Raw genomic sequence first — 4471 nt, 5'->3', positions numbered from 1 at the left:
CACCGAATCGCACTCCACTTTACTCTCTTCATGTTGAGTTGGGTGGAAAGATGGTTGATTTTGCGGGCTGGGAGATGCCTGTTCAGTATCCGTTGGGGATTATGGGGGAGCACAAGCAGTGTCGTGAGAAGGCGGCTGTGTTTGATGTGAGCCATATGGGTCAGGTGACCCTGCGCGGTGAGAATGTGGGCGAGAAGCTCGAGGCGCTCTGCCCGCAGGCTTATGCGACGCTGAAGGAAGGCAAGGCGCGGTACGGGTTCTTTACGAATGAAGACGGCGGGATCATGGATGACCTGATCGTGTCGAATGCGGGCGATCACTATTTTGTGGTGGTGAACGCGGCGCTGCGCCATCAGGACATCCCGCATATGCGCGCGCACCTCGAAGGCGTCGAAGTGACCGAGATCTTCGACCGCGCGCTGGTCGCCGTGCAAGGCCCCGCAGCGGAGAACGTTGTGGGTGAGCTTTGCCCGGCCGCCCGCGATCTGAAGTTCATGGAAACCACCGTGGCCGATATCAACGGCGTCGAATGCCGTATCTCGCGCCTGGGCTATACCGGTGAGGACGGGTACGAGATCTCGATTCCCGAGGACAAGGCCATTGAGATCACGCGGGCCTTCCTGGCGCATGAGGATTGCGAACCGGCCGGTCTGGGCGCGCGCGACAGCCTGCGGCTGGAGGCGGGGCTGTGCCTCTATGGCAATGACATCGACCAGAGCACCTCGCCGATCGAAGCCTCGCTGAGCTGGGCGATCCAGAAGCGCCGCAAGGAAGAAGGCGGGTTCCCGGGGGCCGAGCGCATCCAACGCGAACTGGCCGAGGGCGCATCCCGCAAGCTGGTGGGCATCAAGCCCGAGGGCCGCGCGCCTGCGCGTCAGGGCGTTGAGATCCAGTGCGCGGAAGGCAACACCATTGGCCAGATCACCTCGGGCGGGTTTGGCCCGACGGTCGGTGGCCCCGTTGCGATGGGCTATGTGTCCGCAGGCCATGGTGAGCCGGGCGAGACCGTCAATCTGATCATTCGGGGCAAGCCACAACCGGCCGAGATCGTGGCGCTGCCCTTCGTCACCCAGAATTACAAGCGTTGAAGTCAGGAGAGAGACAAGATGGCAACCTATTATTCCGAAGAGCACGAGTGGATCGACGTGAACGGCGACACGGCCACTCTGGGCATCACCAAACATGCCGCCGAGCAGCTGGGCGATGTGGTCTTCGTGGAGCAGCAGGAAGTGGGTGACGAGTTCGAGAAAGACGGCGAGATCGGCGTGATCGAATCCGTCAAGGCGGCGTCCGAGCTCTATGCCCCGGTTGATGGCGAGATCGTCGAGGTCAACGAGGCGCTGGCCGACAATCCTGGCGCGCTGAACGAAGACCCCGAAGGTGAGGCATGGATCTACAAGATCAAGATCACCGACGCGTCGCAGCTGGAAGATCTGATGGATGAGGCCGGCTACAAGGACTTCATCGGCTGATCCAGACCGGAGCCCTGAATGGGGCTCCGCCCGTTCGGGCCGGACCGGCTCGTGATGATGTATCGGGGACCTGCGTGGTCTCCGCCCGACCTGACTTATTCATAGGAGCGCTGCAATGGCTTTCAAACTGACTGACTACGAAGCCTATGACTTTGCCAATCGCCGCCACATTGGTCCCAGCCCGACCGAGATGCGCGACATGCTCAAGGTGATCGGCTTCAAGACGCTGGACCAGCTGATCGACGCCACCGTCCCGCCGGCGATCCGCCAGAAAGAGCCGCTGGACTGGGGTCCGGCGATGACCGAGCGCGATGCGCTGTTCTACATGAAAGAGGTGGCGAGCAAGAACAAGGTTCTGACCTCGCTGATCGGTCAGGGCTATTACGGCACCACCACGCCTGCGCCGATCCTGCGCAACATTCTGGAAAACCCGGCCTGGTATACGGCCTATACGCCTTATCAGCCCGAGATCAGCCAGGGCCGTCTTGAGGCGCTTCTGAACTTCCAGACCATGGTCAGCGACCTGACCGGGCTGGACGTGGCGAACGCGTCCTTGCTGGACGAAGCCACAGCGGCGGCCGAAGCCATGGCGATGGCCAAGCGCGGCGGTCGGTCCAAGGCCAACAACGCCGCCTTCTTCGTCGACAAGAACTGCCACCCGCAGACCATCGCGGTGATCAAAACCCGCGCCGAGCCTCTGGGCATCGACGTGCAGGTCGCCGATCCGGACACGCTGGATGCGGGCGCGGTCTTTGGCGCGATCTTCCAATACCCGGGCACCCATGGCCATGTGCGCGACTTCACATCGGAAATCGCCGCGCTGCACGAACATAAGGCGATCGCCATTGTTGCTGCCGATATCCTGTCGCTGGCGCTGCTGAAGTCACCGGGTGAGATGGGTGCCGACATTGCCATCGGTTCGACCCAGCGCTTTGGCGTTCCGATGGGCTATGGCGGCCCGCACGCCGCTTACATGGCGACCACCGACAAGCTGAAGCGGTCCATGCCGGGCCGGATCATCGGCGTCAGCATCGACAGCCGCGGCAACAAAGCGTATCGCCTCGCGCTGCAAACCCGCGAGCAACATATTCGCCGCGAGAAAGCGAACTCGAACGTCTGTACTGCGCAGGCGCTGCTGGCGGTGATTGCCTCGATGTATGCGGTCTATCACGGCCCCGACGGCATCAAGGCCATCGCGCAATCGGTACACCGCAAGACCTCGCGCCTGGCCGCTGGCCTGGAAGAGGCGGGCTTCTCGGTCGAACCCGAGGTGTTCTTCGACACCATCACCGTTGAGGTCGGCCACCTGCAGAAGACCGTCATGGAGGCAGCCGTCGCCCGGGGCGTCAACCTGCGCAAGGTCGGCGATACACGTGTGGGCATCAGCCTGGACGAACAGACCCGCCCCGAGACCATCGAAGCTGTCTGGGGGGCCTTTGGCATCGACAAGACAGACGACAGCTCGAACAAGCAGTACCGCCTGCCGGACTACGCGCTGCGCGAGACGCCCTATCTGACCCACGAGATCTTCCACAAGAACCGGGCCGAGGCCGAGATGACCCGCTATATGCGCCGTCTGGCCGACCGCGACCTGGCGCTGGACCGGGCAATGATCCCGCTGGGCTCCTGCACCATGAAGCTGAACGCCACGATCGAGATGATCCCGGTCACCTGGCCCGAGTTCGGCAATCTGCACCCGTTCTGCCCTGAAGATCAGGCGCAGGGCTATCACGAGATGATTGCCGATCTGAACGACAAGCTGTGCCAGATCACCGGCTATGACGCGATCTCGCAGCAGCCCAACTCGGGCGCGCAGGGCGAATATGCAGGCCTGCTGACCATCCGTAACTATCACTTCGCCCGCGGCGAAGGGCACCGCAATGTCTGCCTGATCCCAACCTCGGCGCATGGCACCAACCCGGCCTCGGCCCAGATGGTGGGCTGGCAGGTTGTGCCGGTGCAGGCGGATGAGAATGGCAACATTGATCTGAACGACTTCCGCGCCAAGGCTGAGAAGCACTCGGATCATCTGGCCGGTTGCATGATCACCTACCCCTCGACCCATGGCGTGTTCGAGACCACCGTGCAGGAGGTCTGCCAGATCACCCATGATCACGGCGGTCAGGTCTATATCGACGGCGCCAACATGAACGCCATGGTGGGTCTGTCGCGTCCCGGTGACATCGGCGGCGACGTCAGCCACCTGAACCTGCACAAGACCTTCTGCATCCCCCATGGCGGTGGCGGCCCCGGCATGGGTCCGATCGGCGTCAAGGCGCATCTGACCGAGCACCTGCCCGGCCACCCGGAATACGGCACCGCTGTGGGTCCGGTCTCGGCGGCGCCCTTCGGCTCACCCTCGATCCTGCCGGTCAGCTGGGCTTATGTGCTTCTGATGGGCGGCGCGGGCCTGACGCAGGCGACCAAAGTAGCGATCCTGAACGCCAACTACATCGCGGCGCGTCTGCAGGATGCCTATCCGATCCTCTACACCTCCGAGACCGGTCGTGTGGCGCATGAATGCATCCTCGACACCCGTCCGCTGGACGAGGCGGCGCATGTCACCGTGGATGACGTCGCCAAACGTCTGGTCGACAGCGGCTTCCACGCGCCGACCATGTCCTGGCCGGTGGCGGGCACCCTGATGGTGGAGCCCACCGAGTCCGAACCCAAGGACGAACTGGACCGCTTCTGCGACGCCATGCTCTCGATCCGGGCCGAGGCGCAGGACATCATCGATGGCAAGATCGACGCGGAGAACAACCCGCTGAAAAACGCCCCCCACACGGTGCGCGATCTGGTCGGCGACTGGGACCGCCCCTACACCCGCGAACAGGCCTGCTTCCCTCCGGGCTCCATGGGCGTCGACAAATACTGGTCCCCCGTCAACCGCGTCGACAACGCATACGGAGACCGAAACCTTGTCTGCACATGCCCACCAATGGAAGCATACGAAGAAGCCGCAGAATAAAACTAAAAGACCCCGCCGAAAGGCGGGG

The 4471-nt window shown here is 62.9% G+C and carries 3 protein-coding genes; all 3 read left to right on the top strand.

Going from position 1 to position 4471, the window contains the following annotated elements; genetic code table 11:
- The coding region (gene gcvT, locus ACR0JF_RS23135) for a glycine cleavage system aminomethyltransferase GcvT (protein WP_170663395.1) at positions 1 to 1088 on the top strand (1088 nt) is incomplete at its 5' end.
- Positions 1089 to 1106: 18 nt separating this feature from the next.
- Positions 1107 to 1472, top strand: coding sequence for a glycine cleavage system protein GcvH (gene gcvH / locus ACR0JF_RS23130; protein ID WP_170381008.1), 366 nt, complete (start codon positions 1107 to 1109; stop codon positions 1470 to 1472).
- A 115-nt stretch (positions 1473 to 1587) separates the two neighbouring features.
- On the top strand, positions 1588 to 4443 hold the full coding sequence (gene gcvP / locus ACR0JF_RS23125) for an aminomethyl-transferring glycine dehydrogenase (RefSeq protein ID WP_170663397.1): 2856 nt from the start codon (positions 1588 to 1590) through the stop codon (positions 4441 to 4443).
- Positions 4444 to 4471 lie beyond the last annotated feature (28 nt).

The sequence above is a fragment of the Ruegeria sp. BG11 genome (genome assembly GCF_056538565.1).
Note: the sequence above shows the minus strand (reverse complement) of the source record. Positions and strands in the feature narration are given on the sequence as shown.